Source organism: Paracoccus methylarcula (assembly GCF_003007735.2).
GTDB lineage: Bacteria > Pseudomonadota > Alphaproteobacteria > Rhodobacterales > Rhodobacteraceae > Paracoccus > Paracoccus methylarcula.
Map to the genome: position 1 here is coordinate 26,710 of NZ_PXNQ02000012.1, position 19,875 is coordinate 46,584.

Genomic DNA, 19,875 nt, shown 5'->3' on the forward strand with positions numbered 1-19,875 from the left:
CCATGACCCAAGCGAGAGGCAGGATCATCTGCGCGGGCCTTGGCCCCGGCGACCCCGAACTGATCTCGGTCAAGGCCGACCGGGCGATCCGGGGCGCGCGGCATGTCGCCTATTTCCGCAAGGCCGGGCGGCAGGGGCAGGCGCGCAGGATCGTGCAGGGGATGCTGGCCGAGGGCGTGACCGAATACCCGATGGAATACCCGGTCACCACCGAGCTCCCCTTTGACAGCCCGGAATACAACGCCCTGCTGGCCGCCTTCTACGACCAATGGGCCGCGAGGCTGGCCGATCTGGCGCAGGATCACGAGCTGGTGGTGCTCTGCGAGGGCGATCCGTTCTTCTACGGCTCATTCATGCATCTTTACATCCGCCTGCAGGGCCGCGCCCCGGTCGAGGTGATCCCCGGCATTCCGGGCATGGCGGGCTGCTGGAACGTCACGGGACAGCCGATCACATGGGGCGATGACGTGCTGAGCGTGGTCATGGGCACCCTGCCCGAGCCCGACCTGATCCGGCACATGCGCGGATCGGACGCATTGGTGGTGATGAAGACCGGCCGCAACCTGCCCAAGATCCGCCGGGCGCTGGCGGCGGCCGGGCGGCTGGACCAGGCATGGCTGATCGAGCGCGGCACCATGCCGGGCGAAAGGGTGGTGCGGCTGGCCGAGATCGAGGCAGGCGACTGCCCCTATTTCGCCATCGTGCTGATCCACGGGCAGGGCCGCCGCCCCGTCTCGATGCCAAGGGCGGCGGAATGAGCGGTTGGGTCACGGTCGCGGGGCTTGGTCCGGGCGCCGGGGACATGGTCACGCCCGAGGTCAGCACCGCGCTGGCCGAGGCCACGGATGTGATCGGCTATATCCCCTATGTCGCCCGTATCGCTCCACGCCCGGGCCTGACCCTGCATGCCTCCGACAACCGGGTCGAGCTGGACCGTGCAGCCCATGCGCTGGAACTGGCGCAGGCGGGGCGGCAGGTGGTCGTGGTGTCCTCGGGCGATCCGGGGGTCTTCGCCATGGCCTCGGCCCTGTTCGAGGCGTCGAGGCCGATCCGCGCCATGAAGCGCTCGACATCCGCATCCTGCCCGGCATCACCGCCATGCTGGCCGCTGCCGCCCGTGCGGGTGCACCGTTGGGGCATGATTTCTGCGCCATCAACCTGTCCGACAATCTCAAGCCCTTCGCACTGATCGAGCGCCGGTTGCGTCACGCCGCAAGGGGCGATTTCGCCATGGCCTTCTATAATCCCCGCTCGTCCAGCCGCCCGCATCAATTCGCCCGCGTGCTGGAGATCCTACGCGAAGAATGCGGCCCGGACCGGCTGATCACCTTCGCCCGCGCTGTCTCGACCCTCGAAGAGCGGCTGGTGACCGTAACCCTGTCCGAGGCGCGCCCCGAGATGGCGGATATGCGGACGGTCGTGCTGCTCGGCAATTCCGCGACCCGCCGGATCGGGCGCTGGATCTATACCCCGCGACGGGCGGGAGAGGGGGTCTGATGCAGCCATGCCATCGCCTCTTCGGGCTCGGCAACACTGGGGCGCGGCGGCAGCCGGGGCCGGTCGATCATCACCACCGGCAGGCTCAGATGGCGGGCGGCGATCAGCTTGGCCTCGGCCCCCGCGCCACCGGAATTCTTGGCGACCAGATGGGTGATGCCATGTTCGCGCATCAATGCCTCGTCCCCCTCTGCCGTGAAGGGGCCACGGGCGATCACCGCCTCGGCATCCGGCAACGGAAGCGGGCCTTCCGGCGGATCGACCAGCCGCAGCAGGTAATGATGCGGACGGGTGGCGAAGGGCGCGAGGTTCTGCTTGCCGATGGCGAGGAACACCCGCGCAGGCACATCGGGCAAGGCGCGGGCGGCCCCCTCGGGATCGGCGGCATGGGTCCAGCGATCCCCCGGCCCGGCGCGCCAAGCCGGACGCTCCAGCGCCAGAAGCGGGGTTCGAACCTCTTCGCAGGCGGTGATCGCGTTACGGCTCATCTGCGCAGCAAAGGGATGGGTCGCGTCGATCACATGGCTGATCGCCTGATCCCGCAGGTAAGCGGCCAGCCCCGCCGCGCCGCCAAAGCCGCCCACCCGCAGCGGCAGGGGTTGGGCGGTGGGCGCAAGGGTGCGGCCCGCATAGGAAAACACCGCATCCATGCCCGCATCCGCCAGCAGGCGGGCCATGCGGCTGGCCTCGGTCGTGCCGCCCAGCAGAAGGATGCGGATCATGGCTGAACCCTGGTTGACGATCATCGGTATCGGCGAGGATGGCTTGGCCGGGCTGCCGGATGCAAGCCGTTCCGCGCTGGAACGGGCCGAAATCGTCTTTGGCGGCCCCCGGCATCTGTCGCTTGCAGGGGCCGGGGCAAGGGGACGTCCCTGGCCGGTGCCCTTCGACATCGCCCCGGTGCTGGAATGCCGGGGGCGGCCCGTTGCCGTGCTGGCCTCGGGCGATCCGTTCCATTTCGGCGCGGGAGGGGCCTTGGCCGAGCGGCTGGAGCCCGGAGAATGGTGCGCCCTGCCCGCGCCGGGCGTGTTCTCGCTCGCCGCCGCGCGATTGGGGTGGCGGCTGGAGCAGACCGCCTGCCTCGGCCTGCATGCCGCGCCTTTCACCCGCCTGCACCCGTATCTGACGCCGGACTGCCGGATCATCGCCACCCTGCGCGATGGCGCGGCGCCAGTGGCATTGGCGGAATGGCTGACCGCACAAGGCGCAGGCGCGATGCGCATGGCGGTGCTGGAACGGCTTGGCGGGGCGCGCGAACGCGTGCGACAGGCCCGCGCAGACAGCTTCGGGCTTGTGGGCATCGAGGCCCCGGTCGCCGTCGCCCTCTGCGGTGCCGATCTGCCGCGCGGCTTCGGCCTGCCCAATTCGCCGGGACGGCCCGAGGCGGAATTCGCCCATGACGGCCAGATCACCAAATCGCCCATTCGCGCCCTGACGCTGGCGGCGCTGGCCCCGCGGCGCGGCGCGCTGCTCTGGGATATCGGCGGCGGATCGGGCGCGGTTTCGGTCGAATGGGCACTGGCCGGAGGCCGTGCCTGCTGCATCGAGCCGCGCCCGGACCGGCTGGCCAATATCCGCGCGAATATCGAGACTTACGGTCTGTCCGACCGCATCGAGCCGATCCATGGCGCGGTCCCCGGGGCGCTGGCCGGTCTGTCCGAACCCGATGCCGTATTCGTCGGCGGCGGCGCGAGCCGGGAGCTGTTCGAGACGCTCTGGCCGCTTCTGCCCGCATCCGCCCGGCTGGTCGCCAATGCCGTGACGCTGGAAACCGAGTCCCTGCTGGCCGATCTGCATGCCCGTCACGGCGGCAGCCTGAGCAGGATCGAGATCTCCAAGCCGCGCCGCTTGGCCGGATGCGGGGCTGGCACCCCGCCCGCCCGGTGGTGCAATGGCAGGTGACACGATGAGGGTCGCGGGGTTCGGCTGCCGCCCGGGCGCACCCATCGAGGCGTTACGCGATGCGCTGACCCGGACCGGAACACAGGATCTCGCGGCGCTCGCCACCATCCCGGCGCGCGAAGCGGAACTGACCGCTTTCGCCCGAGAACTGGCCTTGCCACTACGCCTGACCGGGGTGGAAGGCATCGCCACCCCCACGCGATCCGAGCGCATACAGGCCCTGCACGGCACCGGCTCGATCGCCGAGGCCGCCGCTTTGTCGGCCTGCGAACCGGGCGCACGGATCATCGTCACCCGTGTCACCAGCGCCTGCGGGCGCGCCACGGCAGCCATCGCCGAAGACAAGGAAACCCCATGACCGTCCATTTCATCGGCGCCGGTCCCGGCGCGGCGGATCTCATCACCCTGCGCGGGCGCGACCTGATCGCCGCCTGCCCGGTCTGTCTCTATGCGGGCAGCCTGGTCCCCGAGGCGCTGCTGAGCCATTGCCCGCCCGGCGCGCGGATCGTGAACACCGCGCCGCTCAGCCTCGATCAGATCATCGACGAGATCGCTTCGGCCCATGCGGCGGGCCATGACGTGGCGCGGCTGCATTCGGGCGACCTGTCGGTCTGGTCGGCGATGGGCGAGCAGCTTCGCCGCCTGCGCGCGAAGGGGATTCCCTTCGAGATCACCCCCGGCGTGCCCTCTTTCGCCGCCGCCGCCGCCGCCTTGCAGTCAGAGCTGACCCTGCCCGGCATTGCCCAATCCGTGGTCCTGACCCGCACGCCCGGCCGCGCCTCGGCCATGCCGCCGGGCGAGACGTTGACCGGTTTCGCCGCCACCGGCGCGACGCTGGCCATCCACCTGTCGATCCATGCGCTGGCCCGCGTCGTGGCCGATCTGATCCCGCATTACGGCCCCGATTGCCCGGTCGCGGTCGTCTGGCGCGCAAGCTGGCCCGATCAGCGGGTGATCCGCTCGACACTGGCGCGGATCGAGGCCGAGGCGGAAGACATCGACCGCACCGCGCTGATCCTTGTCGGCCCGGCATTGGCGGCGGAAGGGTTCGACGACAGCCGCCTCTATGCCGCCGATTACGACCGCCGTTACCGCCCGACCGGCCCCAACCCGAGATTCCCCGAATGATGCCATTGACCCATATTGCGTGCGTGCGGCCAGTCCCCCGTCGCCGGCTGGCTCTTGACCCAGTGGCGCCCAAACCGGCGACGCCCCTGGATATTTATATGAAGAAGAAGGCGGAAAGGTCTTCTTCTTCACTTAAATATCCAAAATCCAACGCGATAATTACGCTCAACGCGGCAAGCGAGGTGCTCGATGCCCAATAGCACGTCCCCCCCGGGCCTGCTGATCTCGGCCCCGTCCTCGGGCAGCGGCAAGACGGTGCTGATGCTGGGGCTGCTGGCGGCGTTTCGCGCGCGCGGCCTGGAAGTTCAGCCCTTCAAGAGCGGGCCGGACTATATCGATCCCGCCTTTCATCTCGCCGCCTCGGGACGGGCCTCGTTCAACCTGGACACATGGGCCATGAGCGAGGGCCAGATTGCCGCCCATACCGGCGGACGGGAAGCCGACCTGGTGCTGGCCGAGGGCTCGATGGGCCTGTTCGACGGGGTGGCGAAGCCCGGAGAAACGGGCATCGGCTCCAGCGCCGAGATCGCCGCGCTGATGGGCTGGCCGGTGGTCCTGATCCTCGATGTCTCGGGGCAGGCGCAATCGGCGGCGGCGGTGGCAAAGGGGTTTGCCAGCTTGCGCCCCGGCCTGCCCTTCGCCGGGGTGGTGCTGAACCGTGTCGCCTCGCCCCGCCACGAGGCGCTGATCCGCAAGGGCATGGAAGAGGCCGGGATCGCGATGCTGGGCGCCCTGCCCCGGCAAGGCAATATCGAGCTGCCCGAGCGGCATCTGGGCCTGGTGCAGGCCGAGGAAACCGCCGGGCTGGAGCGTATCCTGCGCCACACAGGGGAGTTCATCGCCGCCCATTGCGACCTGGACGCGATCATGGCCGCCGCCGCTGCGCGTGACCTGCCGGACATGGCACCGCACCGGCCGGTGCCGCCCCCGGGCGGGCGGATCGCACTGGCGCGCGACGCGGCGTTTTCCTTCACCTATCCGCATCTGGTCGCGGAATGGCGGGACCAGGGCGCGACCATCCTGCCCTTCTCGCCCCTGGCCGACGAGGCCCCGGATGACAGCGCCGATGCCTGCTGGCTGCCCGGCGGGTATCCCGAGCTGCATGCGGGCCGCCTCGCCGCCGCCGAGCATTTCCGCGAGGGGCTGATCCGTTTCGCCCGGACCCGCCCCGTGCATGGCGAATGTGGCGGCTACATGGCCCTGGGGGCCGGGCTGGTGGATGCGGAAGGGCGGCGGCACCGGATGACCGGTCTGCTGGGATTGGAGACCAGCTACCAGAAGCGCCGCATGCATCTGGGCTACCGGCTCGCCCGGCTGAACGCGGCCGCCCTGCCCGGCCTCGGCGCAGACGAGGCGCTGCGCGGGCACGAGTTCCACTATGCCACGATCCTGTCGCAACCCGACGCACCGCTGGCCCGGGTCAGCGACGCGAATGGCGCCGAGGTTCCCGAAACCGGGTCCTATCGCGTCACCGAGGGCGGCGGGCAGGTGAGCGGAACCTTTTTCCACCTGATCGCACGCGCGCAGGCGAGGCCGGAATGATCGACCTGACCCTGATCGGGATCGGGACCGGCAATCCCGATCACCTGACATTGCAGGCCATCGCCGCGATGCAAGAGGCCGATCTGATCCTGATCCCGCTGAAAGGCGCCGAAAAGGACGATCTGGCCGGGCTGCGCCGGGTGATCTGCGGCCGGCATGCCGGGCCCTCCACCCGGATCGCCGAGTTCGCCCTGCCCCGCCGCGACAGTGCCGATCCCGATTACCTCGGCGCGGTGGAGCGCTGGCATGATGGCATCGCCGAAGCCTGGCAGGCCGAGATCCGCCGCCATCTTCCCGCTCTCTCGGGCAAGGTGGCGCTGCTGGTCTGGGGCGATCCTTCGCTTTACGACAGCAGCCTGCGCATCACTGACCGGCTGGCCCGCGACCTGCCGCTGCGCCGCCATGTCATTCCCGGCATCACCGCGATCCAGGGGCTATGTGCAGCCCATGCGATACCGCTGAACCGGATCGGCGCGCCAGTGCAGATCACCACCGGGCGCCGGTTGCGCGATCATGGCTGGCCCGAGAGCGCCGATACCGTGGTTGTGATGCTTGACGGTCAATGCTCGTTCCAGGCACTGCCGCCCGAAGGGCTGAACATCTGGTGGGGCGCCTATATCGGCATGAACGAGCAGATCCTGGACCACGGCCCGCTGACCGAAACCGGCCCGCGCATCATCGACAGCCGCGCCCGCGCCCGCGCTGCCCATGGCTGGATCATGGACATCTACCTGCTGCGCCGCGACCCCGCCTGACACGGGCCATCGACCCAACCCCTTGCCTCGTTCTTCTTCATGAAAATATCCCCGGGGGGAGTCGCGTGAAGCGCGGCGGGGGCAGGCAGCCCCCGGCCATCGCGGGACGCAGCTCCGCCCACGCCCTATTGCCGCGACCGGCCCTCTGTATTCACCTGCACCACGACCGAGAGGCCCGGCGCAAGATATTCCGCCATCTCCTGCCCCGGATCGATCGAGATACGGACCGGCAGGCGCTGCGCGATCTTGGTGAAATTGCCGGTGGCGTTCGAGCCCGCCATCAGGCTGTATTCCGAGGCGGTGGCCGGGGAAAACGCCTCGACCTTGCCGGTAAAGGTCCGGCCCTGCAGCGCATCGACGGTAAAGCGCACGGTTTCGCCCACGCGCATCCCGTGCAGCCCGGTCTCCTTGAAATTCGCCACGATCCAGACATCCGTGCCGATATGCGAGACCAGCGCGCTGCCCGGCGTCACATATTGCCCCTCGCGCACCGAGACCTGGCCCAACCGACCGTCGGCGGGGGCACGGATCACGGTATTGTCCAGATCGATCCGCGCCAGTTCGACCGCCGCCTCGGCGCTGGCGATATCGGCCTTGTTCGCCGACAGCGCGACCCGGGCCGAATTGCCCGCCTCGCGCTGGACATCCAGCTGCGCCTCGGCCTGCGTCACCGAGGCTCGCGCCTGTTGCAGCGCCAGTTCGGACTGATCGGCCGAGGATTGCGAGGCAACGCCGCGCGTCTGCAACTCTCGCGCGCGATCCCAGCTTGTCTGCGCCGTCTCCAGCGCCGATTGCGCCGAAGCCAGCCCCGCCTCGTTTGCCCGCAATGTCGCTTGGGCCGAGGCCACTTTCTGCTGCCCGACCTGCAGTGCGGCCCTGGCGGCGGCAAGCTGCGCCTCGGCCTGGGCCAGTTTCTGGTGATAGATCCGGTCATCGATCCGGGCGATCACATCGCCCTGTTCGACCGTCTGGAAATCGCTGGCCGCGACCTCGCTGACATAGCCCGAAAGCTGCGGCGCGATGGTGGTGACCTTGCCGCGGATATAGGCGTTCTCGGTTGTCGGCTCTGCCGGGTGGAAGGGCGGCAGGTGCCAGGCGAAGAGCAGCAGCAGAACCCCGGCGAAGCCGATGACAAGGGCGATGGCGGTGGGCAGGATATGTGATCTGGTCATGATGCGGATTCCGTCTCGGATATGGCGTCCCGCCCGGATGCGAGGCGCGCGGCCAGCCAGTCGCGGAACACATGCAGAAGCAGGGCGCCCGCGGTGAAACCGGCAATGAGGAAAATCAGGAAATAGGCGTCGTTATAGGCCAGCACATAGGACTGGCGGCTGGCCTCTTGCGCCAGCGCGGTGACCGCCTGCGCCTTGCGCGCGGCGGCATCGGGGATCTGCGCGGCCAGCATGGCGGCGCGGGCGGCGATGGCCGAGGCGGTCTGGCTGTCGGTCAGCGTCAACTGTTCCGACAGGGCCTGCAGATGCGCGGCCTGGCGGTGGTTGATGAAGCTGGTGAACAGGCCCGAGCCCAGCACCCCGCCAAGGCTCTGGGTCGAGATGAAGACGATGACGAAGGACAGCAGGTATTGCGGCCCCCGCGCCAGCGCCTTGATCAGCCCGGCCATCATCGCCGGCGGCAGGAACAGCATCCCCGCGAAGGCGATCATCGCCTGGCTGAGCAGCATCTGCCCGGGCCTTGTATCCACGGTGGACCGGCTGTCCATGAAGGCGCCCGCCATGATCAGGAACAGGGCGACCAGGTGAAACCATTTCTCGCGCCCCGGCTTGATCCAGGCGATGCAGGCCAGCCCGCCCAGCAGGCTGGCGATGACGATGATGGAAAACAGCGTGACCATCTGCGAGGGCGCCACCCCGAGGGCCGAGAACATCCTGGGCGCGCCGCTGCTCTGTTCCGACAGGATCAGCCGGAACAGGAACAGCGTCGCGGTCAGGTGCAGCATGGCCGGGCTGGTCAGCCAGCGGATATCGATGATCGGCGCCTTGCGGTTCAGCTCGATCATGACCACGCCGGTCAGGGCGGCGACCGAGGCCGCCAGCAGCCAGCCGATCCAGGGCTCCTCGACCCAGTAATGGATCGGCCCCATGACGAAACCGATGATCAGCCCGCCGAAGCCGCAGGCGATCAGCAGGAAGCTGACGAAATCCAGCGGCTGGATGACCTTCATCCGCGGCATCGGGCGCAGCGGCAGCAGGTAGACCAGCATCAGCGACAGCATCGCCAGGCCAAGCGCGGTCAGGTGCAGCCATGTCAGCCCGCCATCGCCGATCAGCGCCGGCGAGACGACCCGCGCCAGCGACGGCCCCGACATGATCACCGCCATCGCCAGCGGCAGGCCGAGCCGCATCTTCCATTGCTGGGAAAGCGGTTCCAGCATGTAAAGGAAAGCCAGCGTCGACAGCGACGCAGCGGCTGCGCCCGACAGCAGCTGCACCACCACCGCCGAGCGGAAATCGCTGATCCAGACCGAGGCGAAGGCCACCGCGACATAGATCACGATACCGATCTCGGCAAAGCGGCGCAGCCCGAACTGCGTGCGGATCTTGATGAGCATGACCGGCAGGGCGGCGCGGGGGATCATGTAGACCGCCATCAGCCAGCTTGCCTGCGTGGTGGTGATGCCCAGGTCCCCGGCGATTTGCGGGATATTGGACGAGACGAATCCCTGCCCCAGCCCCTGCGACAGGGCCAGCATCACCGAGGCGCCCATATAGGCAAGCGCGCGCGCCACCGGCAAAGGCGGATGCTGCGGCGGCGCGGCAGGGGCTGCGGCGGGCGCTGGATGTTGCGGCATATCAATCATTTCCGCCCCAGTTTCACGATATTCCCGGCGATCCTGTCCAGCACCTCGCGGGTGCGGGCCAGATCCTCGGGCGCGATCCCCTCCAGCACGTCCGAGCGCAGCTTGCGGCTGAAGGTGGTGATCTGGCTGGCGCGGCCCTGTTCGGTCAGGAAGACGGCATTCTTGCGTGCATCGCCCTCGATCGGGCGGCGGATGACGAAGCCCCCGGCTTCCAGCGCATCGATCTGGCGCTTCAGCGTCGGCGCCTCGATATCCAGCGCGCTTGCCAGCTCGGTCTGCGAGACGCCCTCTTTCCGGGTCAATTCGCTGATGACGCGGGCGCGGGACATGGTCAGCCCCATGTCGCGGGCGCAATCGTCGTAATGGCGGCGCAGGGTCCGCATGACCTGAAGGAGCGAGTCGATGATGGCGGTGTCGGTTGGCATGACGCGATTGCTTAGCTTGCTAATGATCCGATGAATGTTAGCTAGCTAATTAATCATGCCGCCGGGTTCAAGGGCCGGGCGGGGATAAAGATGATGGCGGGATGAATCAGAGTTCGGTGACGGCAGGGGGCCCTGCCCCGCCGCGCGTGCCGCGCGACTCCCCGGGATATTTGGATGAAGAAGAAGCCGCGCGATTGGGATTCGGGCCGGCGGTAATGTCTCCGCCGGCCATGATCTTAACCCAGGTGATGAACCTCCTGGAGCTTGTAGACGGGGGTTTCGATCCCTTCCATCCGGGCCTTGAGCTGCAATGCCAGGTACAGCGAGTAATGCCGCGACTGGTGCAGGTTGCCGCCATGAAACCACAGCGCTTCCTGCTGGGTGGGCTTCCACATGTTGCGCTGCTCGCCTTCCCAGGGGCCGGGATCCTTGGTGGTGTCGGAACCAAGCCCCCAGACCTTGCCGACCTTGTCCGCGATCTCCTGCCCCATCAGGTCGGCGGCCCAGCCATTCATCGAGCCGTAGCCGGTGGCATAGACGATCAGATCGGCGGGCAGCACCTCGCCCGTGTCCAGTTTCACGCCATCGGGGACGATCTCTGTCACCTGGCCCTGCGCCAGCTTGACCTCGCCATCGATGATCAACTGGCTGGCGCCGACATCGATGTAATAGCCCGAGCCACGGCGCAGGTATTTCATGAACAGTCCCGATCCGTCATCGCCCCAGTCCAGCTTGAACCCGGCCTTTTCCAGCCCCTCGTAGAACTCCTTGTCGCGTTCGCGCATCTGGTCATAGAGCGGGATCTGCCATTCATGCATGATCCTGTAGGGCAGCGAGGCAAAGATCAGGTCGGCCTTTTCCGTGGTCACGCCGTTCTGCACCGCCTGTTCGGAATAAAGCCCGCCAAGCCCGATATCCATCAGCGTGTCCGAGCGCACGATATGGGTGCTGGAACGCTGGATCATGGTGACATCGACATCATGCTCCCACAGCGCGGCGGCGATATCATGGGCCGAGTTGTTCGAGCCGATGATGACGACCTTCTTGCCCTTGTAGGCGTCGGGGCCGGGATGCTGCGATGAATGCTGCTGCTCGCCCCGGAACGTATCGGCGCCGGGGAATGTCGGGATATTCGGCTTGCCCGACATCCCGGTGGCCAGCACCAGCTGTTTCGGCTTCAGCACCACTTCCTCGCCGTCGCGATCGACCACGACGGTCCATTCCTTCGCCGCCTCGTCATAGCTGGCGCGCTGGCAGGTGCTGCGCGTCCAGTAGTTCAGCTCCATGACCCTGGTATACATCTCCAGCCAGTCGCCGACCTTGTCCTTGGGGGTAAAGACCGGCCAGTTGTCGGGAAACTTGATATAGGGCAGGTGGTCGTACCAGACCGGATCATGCAGGCATAGCGACTTGTAACGCTTGCGCCACTGGTCTCCGGGGCGGTCATGCCTGTCCAGAACGATGGTCGGCACGCCAAGCTGACGCAGCCGCGCGCCAAGGGCGATACCGCCCTGACCGCCGCCGATGATGACGGTATAGGGCTGGCGGCCATAGCCAAGCTCGGCGGCCTCGGCCTCGCGTTCTTCCTTCCAGCTTTGCCGGTTCTTGCCGGCGCCGTGTTTCGCGCCCATCGGCCGGGCAAAGCCCCTGGCCTCCTCGTGGCCCTTGAGTTCCTGCATGGCGGTCAAGAGCGTCCAGATCCTGCCGTCGCGCAGCCGGACAAGGCCGTAGCCCCGCGCCACCCCGGTTTCGAATGTGATCCATGCGGTGACGACGCCGTCCTCTTCGGCCGGTATCTCGTTCTCGGCCAGTTTCCAGCCGGAAGGCTTCACCACCCCAAGCTGCGCGCGCAGCATGTCGGCGACCTGGTCCTGCCCCTCCATGGTGCGCAGGTTCCATGTGAACGCCACCAGGTCGCGCCAGTAACAGTCACTCACGAACATCTGCGTGGCGCGGTCGATATCGCCGGCCTCCAGCGCCGCGCCGAATTCGTCCAGCGTGGCCTGCACGCGGTCTGACAATGCGGAATCGAGCATGTTGTTCCTCCCTCGGGTTGCAATTCCTCCGGGGGAAACCTGCGTTGTTCGACTATGTCCGAACAGGAAAATTCGCGGGACAAGCGGGGCAGGGGCGCATTTTCCGCCCGCGCGGTTGCAGATGCAACGCCGCGCAACGGTGACGCAACCCTATTGCGGCGGGGTCAGCCCAAGCCGCTGCACCCGGCGCAGGATGGTCGAACGATTGACGCCAAGCCGCCGCGCCGCCAGTGCCATGTTCCAGCCGCAGGCGTCCAGCAGCGCCTCGAAACCCTCGGTGGAGTCCCGGCCGGCCCCGGCCAGCACCGGATCGGGCAGATCGGTGATGTCGATGGCCACGCCCTCGGCCAGGTTCACCGCCACGTCCAGCGTGCTGGCCAGTTCGCGCAGGTTCCCGGGCCAGTCGCGGGCCTTCAGCTCTGCCCGTGCAGCCGGGGTCAGGCGCAGCCCGTCGGGATTGCATTGCCGCAGCAGCCTGTCCAGCAGCCAGTCGAAATCCTGCCGCAGCCGCAAGGGCGGCAAGGCCAGCGTCGCTCCGGCGATGCGGAAGAACAGATCGCCCCGGAACTCGCCCGCACGGGTCATCGCCGCCAGATCCTGGCGGCAAGAGGCGATCACCCGCAGCTTGGCATCTGTCAACAGCCGCAACAGGGCGGCCTGTCCCGCCGCCGACAGGTCATCGGCACCCTGCAGGAACAGCGTCCCCGCCTGATCGGTGCGCGGTTGCAGCGCCTCGATCGCCGCTGGATCCGCCCCGGCGCAATCCAGCAGCACAAAGGGACGCGCGGCGGGCTCGCACATATGAACCGCGCGGGCGAGACGTTGCTTGCCCGTTCCGGTCTCGCCGCCCAGCAAGAGCGGCACCCGCGTCCGCGCCAGTTTCGCCGCCCGCGTCAACAGCGCCTGCATGGCGGGGTCGGGACCGGCGAGGCTGGACAAACCGCCGGGCAGGTCCATCCCGGCGGCGCGCGGCACCCGTGCCCTCTGCGGGGCGATGGCATGGCCGAACAGGGCGCGGCCGTCATGCAGGCGGATCACCCGTTCCTCGCTTGGCCGCCCGCGCATCAGCTCGGGCAGATCGTCGGCCGACAGCTCCATGACCTGGTCCAGCCGCTGCCCCAGCAGGCTGCCATTGCCCGCCCCAAGCACCTCTTGCGCCGCATGGGTCATGCCGATGATTCGCCCGGACCCGTCCAGCGCGATGGCGGCCTCGGGATCGACTTCGAGAAACTCAGGGCTGGCCGAGAAACGCAGCACCCAGTCCCGCCTTGTCATCGCCATCAGGTTGGCCATCTCGACCCGCCGGGCCGAGGCGCGGACCAGGTTCATTGCCAGGTTCTGACTGGCCTTGGGCTGGGGAGAGCGCAGCAGCGACAGGTCCAGCACCGCCGAAAGATTGCCCGAAGTGTCAAAGATCGGCGCGGCGGTGCAGGAAAGCGGCGTGTGATGCAGGTCGAAATGATCGCTTTGGTGGATGGTGATGGCCTCTCCGGTGGCAAGGCAGGAGCCCACGCCGCAGGTTCCCGCCCGGTCCTCGGACCAGTCCGAACCCATATACAGACCCGCCTGCCGCAGATCGTCCTCGAAGCGCCGGTCGCCGAAGAAATCCACCGTCACGCCCTTGGCATCGGCCAGCAGCAGCACGTAATTCTGCCCCGCCACCTGCCGGAACAGCGCATCGAGCCCGGATCGCGCGATGGCGATCAGCCGCTCGGATTGTTCGCGATGGGCGCGCAGCTCGGTCTCGGTGACGATATGGGCGGGCGAAGGGCGCGAGGGATCCAGCCCATGGGTCTCGACACAGCGGCGCCAGCTTTCCGAGACCACACCGTCGCGCCCGGTCATCTGCCCGCGCAGCACCCGGTCGATCTCGCGCAGGTGATCGGTATCCCTCATCCGTGCCTCCCCCTGTCATGGCGGCCAGTATGACATCGCGGCGGGATTGGTGGCAAATCCTATGTCTTGCCTGGGCTCTTGCGCGCCACGCCTCGATTCAGTTACCGTTAACGGCTACGAAGGGCGAAACGACGGCGGAGTTTTCGCCCGGATAACGACATGAACCGCCGACGAAACGGGGGAGGGCGCGATGGGAGCGTTCAATATACTGACATTCGTGGGCTTCACGGCGCTTGTCGCCGTTCTGTCCTATTACTGGACCCGGGGCACGGACGAGCACCATTCCGAGGGCTATTTCCTCGGCGGGCGTTCGCTGACGGCGCCGGTGATCGCCGGCTCGCTCTTGCTGACCAACCTTTCGACCGAGCAGATCGTCGGCCTGACCGGCCAGGCCTATTCCGAGGGCATCCTGGTGATGGCATGGGAGACGCTGGCCGCCATCGCCATGGTGGTCACGGCACTGCTTTTGCTGCCGCGCTACCTGCGCAGCGGCGTCAGCACCATCCCCGGCTTTCTCGAAGAGCGCTACGACGCGCAGACCAAGACCATCACCTCGATCCTGTTCCTGTCGGGCTACGTGATCGTGCTGCTGCCAATCGTGCTTTATTCCGGCGCATTGGCCATGTCGACGATGTTCGACGTGCCGGCGCTGCTTGGCGTGTCCGATACGGTCGCGTTATGGGTCACGGTCTGGGCGATCGGCATCGTCGGTTCGATCTATGCCATCTATGGCGGGCTGAAAGCCGTCGCCGTGTCGGACACGATCAACGCCGTGGGGCTGTTCCTGGGCGGGCTCCTGATCCCGGTCTTCGGGCTGGCGGCGATCGGCGGGGGCAGCGTGTTCGAGGGGATCTCGACCCTCTACACCGCGAACCCGGAAAAATTCGACGCCATCGGCAAGCCGGATTCCTCGATCCCCTTCGCCACCATCTTCACCGGCATGATGCTGGTGCAACTGTTCTACTGGGGCACCAACCAGGCGATCATCCAGCGGGCCCTTGGCGCGCGTGATTTGCAGGAGGGTCAGAAGGGCCTGCTGATCGCGGCGGCGCTGAAGATCTTCGGGCCGGTGATCGTGGTGCTGCCGGGCATCGTCGCTATCACCTGTTCGAGAGCGGGCTGGAGGTCGCCGACCAGGCCTATCCGCGGCTGGTGACCGAGGTGCTGCCCTTCTGGCTGCGGGGTTTCTTCGCCGCGGTGCTGTTCGGCGCGATCCTGAGTTCCTTCAACTCGGCGCTGAACTCTTCGGTGACGCTGTTCGGTGTCGATATCTACCGGCAATATTTCAACCAGGAGGCCAGTGACCGGCAGGTGGTCAGCGCGGGCAAGAAATTCGGCATCCTGCTGGCCATCGCCTCGATGACCATCGCGCCCTTCATCGCCAATGCGCCGCAGGGCCTGTTCGGTTACCTGCAAGAGGTGAACGGCTGCTACAGCATCCCAATCCTGACCATCATCCTGGTGGGGATCTTTTCGCGCCGTGTGCCGCCGATCGCGGCCAAGATCGGCCTCGCCTCGGGCGTGGGGCTGTATATCATCAGCCAGTTCGTGCTGAAACCGGTGGTCGGTGCCGACAGCTACCCGCATTTCCTGCATGTGATGTTCGCGCTTTTCGTGCTGAACGTCTGCATCATGCTGGTGATCGGCAAGGTCAGGCCGATGACACGTTCCTGGGCGCCGGGCGCGGCGAGTCCCGTCGACATGACGCCCTATGCGCTGGCGAAACCCGTGGGTGCGGTCATCGTCGCCATCGTGGTGTCTAGCTACCTGATCTTCAGCTGACGGGCGGGTGGCGCCCCCTGACCGGGGGCGCTGCCCCCATCCGGCCCCGTCCGGGCCGGATTCCCCCGGGATATTTGCGTGAAGAAGAAGGCAGCAGCGCGTCAGCGCGCGTTCCGGCCCAATTCGTCGGACAGCCGGGGGGCGGTCATCGCCTTTTCGCGCACCAATGCGAGAAAGAAACCGCGAATGCCGTGCAGCATCTTGTTGTGATTGGTCATGGTCGTCTCCTGATCCAGAACTCGTTGCGGTGGATGGGCTGCATCCGGCCGCGTTAATGCGATAGCGCAAACATAGGACATTCCCGGGGAATGAGTAGTGCCGGGCGTGAAATGCTGCCTTGCATCCAGGACAAGGCTGGCCGGGGCGCCCGGAACCGGATGGCGTGAAGTTGACAGCTGGCAACTTTGCCGCATCTCGACCCGGGCGGACCCAAGCTTGACGCCCGCCATGCCATGTTCCATCCTCGCCATCGCGGATATTCCGGCGGTCATCGGCATCGGGGGTGAATTTCCCGGATATCCTGTCTTGTCAGCCGGATACGATCGAAGGACATGGCATATTGACGGGTTTCGGATCTGGCGCCGGAAAGGCCTATACGAGGTTTCAGACCATCTACGAGACCCTGCGCGAGCGGATCTGCCTGCTGGATTTCGCCCCCGGGCACCGTCTGCGCGAGGATGACCTGGCCGAGGAGTTCCAGGTCTCGCGCACGCCGATGCGCCGGGTCATCGCGCGGCTGGAAAGCGAGGGGCTGGTCCAGTCGATCCAGAGCGTCGGCACCTTCGTCACCGAGATCGATTTCGACACGCTGCGCCAGATCTACGAGTTGCGGGCCGAGCTGGCGATCCTGCTGGGGCAGGATATCGAACCGGCGGTGCAGGCCGAGGTGCGTGACGAGATCACCCGCATCCTGGCCACCGCCGAACGCGAAAGCGCCTCCATCGGCACCCGCGATTTCGCGCGCTTGAACCGCGATGCCTTCCAGGCGCTCTTGCGGCTGAACCGCAACGAGGTTGCGAACAATATCGCGGAGGCGCTTTACAACCAGTCGGCCCGGGTCTGGATCCACTCGATCCCCGAGATCGGGCTGGCCCGCGAGGTGGAACTGTTCCGGCAAGAGATCAGCGAGGTGCTGCGGGCGCTGGAGCATGGCGATATCCGCTCTGTCAGCCTGGTGCGCGCCGCCCATATCCGGCAAAGCTGGCAACGTATCGTGGCGCTCAGCCGCGAGGGCCATATCCCCGATGGCTGAGCGCCGCCGGGACCGGTTTGCGAAAGGAACCCGATGGGACTGCATCACAACACGCCATTGCTCGAATCCCGCCCGCTGTCGCAGAAGGCGGGGCGGCCCGTCTGGCTGAAGATGGAGGCGCTGCAGCCCTCGGGCTCGTTCAAGCTGCGCGGGATCGGCGCGGCCTGCGAGGCGCATGCCGGGGCTGGCAAGCGGCGCTTCGTCTCGTCCTCCGGCGGCAATGCGGGGCTGGCGGTCGCCTATGCCGCCGGGCGTCTCGGGCTGCCGGCCACTGTCTTCGTGCCCGAGACGACCAGCGAAAGGGCGAAGGCGCTGATCCGGCAGGAGGGCGCCGAGCTCGTGGTGCATGGGGCGTCGTGGCAAGAGGCGAATGAGCGTGCGCTTGAGGCCGTCGATTCCGAGACCGCCTTCATCCATCCTTTCGACGATCCGATCCTGTGGAACGGGCATGCGACGATGATCGACGAGACCGTCCGGGCCGGGCTCTCGTTCGACGCGGTGGTGCTGTCGGTCGGCGGCGGCGGGCTGATGGCCGGCGTGGCCGAGGGGCTGGCGCGCAACGGCTTGCAGGACATCCCGATCATCGCGGTCGAGACCGAGGGCGCGGCCTCCCTGGCCGCCTCGATACATGCGGGCAGGCGCGTGGAGCTGCCGGGCATCACCAGCATCGCGACCTCGCTTGGCGCCAGGCAGGTCTGCGAGCGCGCCTTCGAGCTTGCCCGCTCCCACCCGGTCGAGAGCGTCGTGGTCAGCGACCGGGACGCGGTCGATGCCTGCATCGGCTTTCTCGACGATCACCGGGTGGTGGTGGAACCGGCCTGCGGCGCGGCGCTGTCGATCGCCTATGCGCATCCCGGCCGCCTGTCGCCATATGGGCGCGTCCTGATCATCGTCTGCGGCGGAGCGACGGCCACGGTCGGCCAGTTGCTGGACTGGCAGAACTCGTGACAGGTGGCGAAAAGCCTGCCACATCGGCCTGCAAGCGGGCGGCTCTCTTCTTCTTTGTCCAAATACCTTGCCGGGCGTCGCGGACGGGGCGCGCCACCGGTTCGAGAGACCGGTCGGTGACGGGGATGAAAACCCCGGCATCGCCATTTGATCCCGGCCCTTTCTGAAGGATGGCGCCGGTCTAAAGGATATTGTCCAGCACCACCCCGAAGGTCACGCGGCCGACCTGGAGCAGATCGGCGATGGGCACGAACTCGTCCGGCTGGTGGCAGCGGCGGAAATCCCCGGCACCGTAATTGACGGTCGGGATGCCTGCATCGGCGACGAAATTCCGCATGTCGCAGCCATAGGGCGGCCCCCAGATACGCGGCTCTTGCCCGGTGATCTCGCGGATATTGCGCTGCAGCCCGGTCACGACGGGCGAATCCAGCGGCGTCTCGGTCGCCTCGTTGAGATCGACAAAGGCGATATCGGCACCGATCCCCGGCTCATCCGACAGGATCCCGTCCAGCATCTCTTGCAGGTCCCGGCGCACCTGATCCACGCTTTCATGCGGCAGCATGCGCCGGTCGATGATCATCTCGGCGCTGCGGGCGGTGCTGTTATGGGTCTCGCCCGCCCGTATCCGCGTGATCCGGCAACCGGGACTGGCCAGCAGGTGGTGGCGCTGTTCCGAGACGCGCCGGTGACAGGCCTCGACCTCGCCTGCAAAGCGCCACAGCACCCGCATCAGGTCGGGGGCATCGGCATCGGTCAGGCCGCAATGGCAGGCCGGGCCCGTCAGCGTCACCCTGTGCCAGCAGGCGCCGCGCGTGCCGGGGCCGATCTGCCCGTCGGTGGGCTCCATGACGATTGCCCGGTCGCCGGTATAGCCAAGCTGCAACAGCGTCCTGGTGCCCGGTTCGTCGGTTTCCTCGCCGACCACGAATTGCGCCATCAGCGTGCCGTTTGTCTCGATCCCGGACTCTTTCAGCGCCTTCAGGATCGCCATCGCATTGGCCAGCGAGCCCTTCATGTCGCAACTGCCCAGCCCATAGAGCCGCCCGTCCTCGATCACCGCCTCATGCGGCGGGTGCCGCCACAGCGACGGATCGGCGGGCACCGTGTCCATATGCCCGTTCAGCACGAAAACCGGGCCATTGCCGCGCCCGCGATGCCAGGCCACGACCTGCGGACGCTCGGCATAGGGTTTGCGGACCAGTTCGGCCTCGACACCCCAATCGCGCAAAGTGTCATGGATGAAACGGGCGCAGGCGGCCTCGTCCCCCGGCGGGTTCTCCGAGGGGATCCCGACCAGCCTTGATGTCAGATCGACGATCAATGCCTCGTCCAGCGCCTCGATCAGATCGGTTTTCGTCGTCATGGGATCTCCTTGTCAGGCAGATGCCTTGTCAGATGCTCGAATCCCGCACGCGCGAAGGAGCGCGGCACAAACAGCCATGCATCCGTTTCGGATGGCCGCGCGGCGATGACCGGGATCTCGTCAAGCCCGCTGCGCAGGACCGCCCCGACTGGCAAGGGCAGCGGCAGGACATGGCGCAGCGCGGCCGTCAGGCCATCGCCGCGGATCTCGATCCCGGTCCAGTAATCGCCGATATCGACCGGCCTGGCGCCATCGAATTCCGGCGGTTCCACAAGGCAGGGATGCGTTTCCGGCCCAAGGACCAGCAGCCGGTGCCGGTCGGGCCGCAGCAGGGTCAGATCCCCCGAGCAGGTCATCCGCCCGATCCCGGGCAGGTTTTCCGACCCATGCGCCTGCATGTGGCGCGTCACGGCGGCAAGGCGGCCGCCCGACAGGGGATATTGCCGCTTGGCGCGATGCCGCAGGGGCGAAACCCGGATGCCGCCCGGCCCGGCCGGTATCGTTTCAAGGGCGGGATGTCGTTTCATGCGG

17 protein-coding genes and 2 pseudogenes are annotated in these 19,875 nt (G+C 67.2%); 11 read left to right on the plus strand and 8 right to left on the minus strand.

Annotated elements, in window-relative coordinates:
- The first annotated feature begins 2 nt into the window (after positions 1–2).
- Positions 3–758 carry a precorrin-2 C(20)-methyltransferase gene (locus tag A7A09_RS17380; RefSeq protein WP_106692578.1) on the plus strand — a complete coding sequence of 252 codons (756 nt, stop codon included), beginning with the start codon at positions 3–5 and terminating at the stop codon, positions 756–758.
- A pseudogene (cobJ, locus tag A7A09_RS17385) lies at positions 755–1,497 on the plus strand (precorrin-3B C(17)-methyltransferase). Before A7A09_RS17380 ends, cobJ begins: the two are co-directional and overlap by 4 nt.
- On the opposite strand, the gene A7A09_RS17390 reads toward cobJ, so the two are convergent.
- Entirely contained in the window at positions 1,464–2,219 is a 756-nt protein-coding gene (locus tag A7A09_RS17390) for a cobalt-precorrin-6A reductase (protein WP_106692579.1), read from the minus strand. The pseudogene cobJ and the gene A7A09_RS17390 sit on opposite strands and share 34 nt — an antisense overlap.
- Here A7A09_RS17390 and cbiE point away from each other — a divergent pair.
- From cbiE to cobF, 5 genes and pseudogenes are all read left to right on the plus strand, one after another.
- Positions 2,218–3,407: pseudogene (cbiE, locus tag A7A09_RS17395) on the plus strand (precorrin-6y C5,15-methyltransferase (decarboxylating) subunit CbiE). The gene A7A09_RS17390 and the pseudogene cbiE overlap by 2 nt on opposite strands.
- The gene (locus A7A09_RS17400) at positions 3,404–3,757 is read left to right on the plus strand and encodes a cobalamin biosynthesis protein (RefSeq protein ID WP_106692580.1); all 354 of its coding nucleotides are present in this window, start codon (positions 3,404–3,406) and stop codon (positions 3,755–3,757) included. Before cbiE ends, A7A09_RS17400 begins: the two are co-directional and overlap by 4 nt.
- Positions 3,754–4,527, plus strand: coding sequence for a precorrin-4 C(11)-methyltransferase (cobM, locus tag A7A09_RS17405; RefSeq protein ID WP_106692581.1), 774 nt, complete (start codon positions 3,754–3,756; stop codon positions 4,525–4,527). The genes A7A09_RS17400 and cobM overlap by 4 nt, the downstream gene beginning before the upstream one ends.
- 189 nt (positions 4,528–4,716) lie before the next feature.
- A complete protein-coding gene (locus tag A7A09_RS17410; RefSeq protein WP_106692582.1) occupies positions 4,717–6,069 on the plus strand; it encodes a cobyrinic acid a,c-diamide synthase CobB in 1,353 nt (450 codons plus the stop codon).
- Positions 6,066–6,824, plus strand: a complete 759-nt coding sequence (gene cobF, locus A7A09_RS17415; protein WP_106692583.1) for a precorrin-6A synthase (deacetylating) — start codon at positions 6,066–6,068, stop codon at positions 6,822–6,824. The genes A7A09_RS17410 and cobF overlap by 4 nt, the downstream gene beginning before the upstream one ends.
- 125 nt (positions 6,825–6,949) lie before the next feature.
- On the opposite strand, the gene A7A09_RS17420 is transcribed toward cobF, so the two are convergent.
- The 5 genes from A7A09_RS17420 to A7A09_RS17440 form a co-directional block, all read right to left on the minus strand.
- On the minus strand, positions 6,950–7,996 hold the full coding sequence (locus A7A09_RS17420; RefSeq protein ID WP_106692584.1) for an HlyD family secretion protein: 1,047 nt from the start codon (positions 7,994–7,996) through the stop codon (positions 6,950–6,952).
- Positions 7,993–9,633: an efflux MFS transporter permease gene (locus A7A09_RS17425; protein WP_106692692.1), complete on the minus strand. Its 1,641-nt coding sequence runs from the start codon at positions 9,631–9,633 to the stop codon at positions 7,993–7,995. The genes A7A09_RS17420 and A7A09_RS17425 overlap by 4 nt, the downstream gene beginning before the upstream one ends.
- Before the next feature lie 5 nt (positions 9,634–9,638).
- Positions 9,639–10,067: a MarR family winged helix-turn-helix transcriptional regulator gene (locus A7A09_RS17430; protein WP_106692585.1), complete on the minus strand. Its 429-nt coding sequence runs from the start codon at positions 10,065–10,067 to the stop codon at positions 9,639–9,641.
- A 236-nt stretch (positions 10,068–10,303) separates the two neighbouring features.
- On the minus strand, positions 10,304–12,103 hold the full coding sequence (locus tag A7A09_RS17435) for an NAD(P)/FAD-dependent oxidoreductase (RefSeq protein ID WP_106692586.1): 1,800 nt from the start codon (positions 12,101–12,103) through the stop codon (positions 10,304–10,306).
- Positions 12,104–12,253: 150 nt separating this feature from the next.
- Complete coding sequence (locus A7A09_RS17440) at positions 12,254–13,999, minus strand: sigma-54-dependent Fis family transcriptional regulator (protein ID WP_106692587.1); 1,746 nt, start codon at positions 13,997–13,999, stop codon at positions 12,254–12,256.
- A 190-nt stretch (positions 14,000–14,189) separates the two neighbouring features.
- On the opposite strand from A7A09_RS17440, the gene A7A09_RS21905 reads away from it, so the two are divergent.
- The 4 genes from A7A09_RS21905 (at position 14,190) to A7A09_RS17460 (ending at position 17,981) form a co-directional block, all read left to right on the plus strand.
- Entirely contained in the window at positions 14,190–15,155 is a 966-nt protein-coding gene (locus tag A7A09_RS21905) for a solute:sodium symporter family transporter (RefSeq protein WP_211341175.1), read from the plus strand.
- Positions 15,152–15,781: a sodium:solute symporter family transporter gene (locus tag A7A09_RS21910; RefSeq protein WP_211341176.1), complete on the plus strand. Its 630-nt coding sequence runs from the start codon at positions 15,152–15,154 to the stop codon at positions 15,779–15,781. Before A7A09_RS21905 ends, A7A09_RS21910 begins: the two co-directional genes overlap by 4 nt.
- A 559-nt stretch (positions 15,782–16,340) precedes the next feature.
- Positions 16,341–17,033 (plus strand): GntR family transcriptional regulator, encoded by a 693-nt coding sequence (locus A7A09_RS17455; protein WP_170167149.1) that lies wholly within the window; start codon positions 16,341–16,343, stop codon positions 17,031–17,033.
- Positions 17,034–17,066: 33 nt separating this feature from the next.
- Positions 17,067–17,981, plus strand: coding sequence for a serine/threonine dehydratase family protein (locus tag A7A09_RS17460; RefSeq protein WP_106692590.1), 915 nt, complete (start codon positions 17,067–17,069; stop codon positions 17,979–17,981).
- 181 nt (positions 17,982–18,162) lie between these two features.
- Here the strand turns inward: A7A09_RS17460 and A7A09_RS17465 are convergent, their stop codons facing one another.
- Together A7A09_RS17465 and A7A09_RS17470 are read right to left on the minus strand one after the other, a co-directional pair.
- Entirely contained in the window at positions 18,163–19,344 is a 1,182-nt protein-coding gene (locus A7A09_RS17465) for a M20 family metallopeptidase (protein WP_106692591.1), read from the minus strand.
- Positions 19,341–19,871, minus strand: coding sequence for a hypothetical protein (locus A7A09_RS17470; protein ID WP_106692592.1), 531 nt, complete (start codon positions 19,869–19,871; stop codon positions 19,341–19,343). Before A7A09_RS17470 ends, A7A09_RS17465 begins: the two co-directional genes overlap by 4 nt.
- Between the last annotated feature and the right edge of the window lie 4 nt (positions 19,872–19,875).

Coding starts and splice junctions, on each gene's coding strand:
- A7A09_RS17380 (WP_106692578.1), top strand. CDS start 3: ATGACCCAAGCGAGAGGCAGGATCATCTGCGCGGGCCTTGGCCCCGGC.
- A7A09_RS17390 (WP_106692579.1), bottom strand. CDS start 2,219: ATGATCCGCATCCTTCTGCTGGGCGGCACGACCGAGGCCAGCCGCATG.
- A7A09_RS17400 (WP_106692580.1), top strand. CDS start 3,404: ATGAGGGTCGCGGGGTTCGGCTGCCGCCCGGGCGCACCCATCGAGGCG.
- cobM (WP_106692581.1), top strand. CDS start 3,754: ATGACCGTCCATTTCATCGGCGCCGGTCCCGGCGCGGCGGATCTCATC.
- A7A09_RS17410 (WP_106692582.1), top strand. CDS start 4,717: ATGCCCAATAGCACGTCCCCCCCGGGCCTGCTGATCTCGGCCCCGTCC.
- cobF (WP_106692583.1), top strand. CDS start 6,066: ATGATCGACCTGACCCTGATCGGGATCGGGACCGGCAATCCCGATCAC.
- A7A09_RS17420 (WP_106692584.1), bottom strand. CDS start 7,996: ATGACCAGATCACATATCCTGCCCACCGCCATCGCCCTTGTCATCGGC.
- A7A09_RS17425 (WP_106692692.1), bottom strand. CDS start 9,633: ATGCCGCAACATCCAGCGCCCGCCGCAGCCCCTGCCGCGCCGCCGCAG.
- A7A09_RS17430 (WP_106692585.1), bottom strand. CDS start 10,067: ATGCCAACCGACACCGCCATCATCGACTCGCTCCTTCAGGTCATGCGG.
- A7A09_RS17435 (WP_106692586.1), bottom strand. CDS start 12,103: ATGCTCGATTCCGCATTGTCAGACCGCGTGCAGGCCACGCTGGACGAA.
- A7A09_RS17440 (WP_106692587.1), bottom strand. CDS start 13,999: ATGAGGGATACCGATCACCTGCGCGAGATCGACCGGGTGCTGCGCGGG.
- A7A09_RS21905 (WP_211341175.1), top strand. CDS start 14,190: ATGGGAGCGTTCAATATACTGACATTCGTGGGCTTCACGGCGCTTGTC.
- A7A09_RS17460 (WP_106692590.1), top strand. CDS start 17,067: ATGGGACTGCATCACAACACGCCATTGCTCGAATCCCGCCCGCTGTCG.
- A7A09_RS17465 (WP_106692591.1), bottom strand. CDS start 19,344: ATGACGACGAAAACCGATCTGATCGAGGCGCTGGACGAGGCATTGATC.
- A7A09_RS17470 (WP_106692592.1), bottom strand. CDS start 19,871: ATGAAACGACATCCCGCCCTTGAAACGATACCGGCCGGGCCGGGCGGC.